General features: G+C 41.4%; 1 protein-coding gene. It reads left to right on the top strand.

Going from position 1 to position 1,100, the window contains the following annotated elements:
- Window positions 1-1,100, top strand: a 1,100-nt coding sequence (locus tag CLV91_RS16770; protein WP_170146677.1) for a hypothetical protein, incomplete at both ends; no start/stop codon positions are given.

Here is a 1,100-nt window from a genome sequence, read left to right as displayed (position 1 = left end):
GATGGAGAAGAAGTTTCTTTAGATGATGTTGGTAATAATTTTACAACTGATAATGTGGAAGCAGCTTTAGCAGAGCTTGCAGGTCGTACAGATAATAATACAGAGTACACAGCAGGAGACGGTCTTGATTTAACAGGAACGGAGTTCACAGCAGACATTAGTGGAAATGCAGGCAATGCATTATCTATAGTAGGAGGAGAGCTTTTTGCTACGGATACGAATACAGAGTATACAGCAGGAGATGGTCTTGATTTAACAGGAACGGAGTTCACAGCAGACATTAGTACAACTGCGGGCAATGCTCTTAGTATAGATGCGAATGGACTTTATGTTTCAGATGTAGATAACAATACAGAGTACACAGCAGGAGATGGTCTTGATTTAACAGGAACGGAGTTTACAGCAGATATTAGTGGAAATGCAGGCAATGCATTATCTATAGTAGGAGGAGAGCTTTTTGCTACGGATACGAATACAGAGTACACAGCGGGAGACGGTCTTGATTTAACAGGAACGGAGTTCACAGCGGATATTAGTACAACTGCGGGCAATGCCCTTAGTATAGATGCGAATGGACTTTATGTTTCAGACGTAGATAATAATACAGAGTACACAGCAGGAGACGGTCTTGATTTAACAGGAACGGAGTTCACAGCAGACATTAGTACAACTGCGGGCAATGCTCTTAGTATAGATGCGAATGGACTTTATGTTTCAGATGTAGATAACAATACAGAGTATACAGCAGGAGATGGTCTTGATTTAACAGGAACAGAGTTCACAGCAGATATTAGTGGAAATGCAGGCAATGCATTATCTATAGTAGGAGGAGAGCTTTTTGCTACGGATACGAATACAGAGTATACAGCAGGAGATGGTCTTGATTTAACAGGAACGGAGTTCACAGCAGATATTAGTACAACTGCGGGCAATGCCCTTAGTATAGATGCGAATGGACTTTATGTTTCAGATGTAGATAACAATACAGAGTACACAGCAGGAGACGGTCTTGATTTAACAGGAACGGAGTTTACAGCAGACATTAGTGGAAATGCAGGCAATGCATTATCTATAGTAGGAGGAGAGCTTTTTGCTACGGA

Origin of the sequence: Maribacter vaceletii (genome assembly GCF_003634105.1) — a bacterium.
GTDB lineage: Bacteria > Bacteroidota > Bacteroidia > Flavobacteriales > Flavobacteriaceae > Maribacter_B > Maribacter_B vaceletii.
This window is presented reverse-complemented; position numbering and strand designations above follow the sequence as displayed.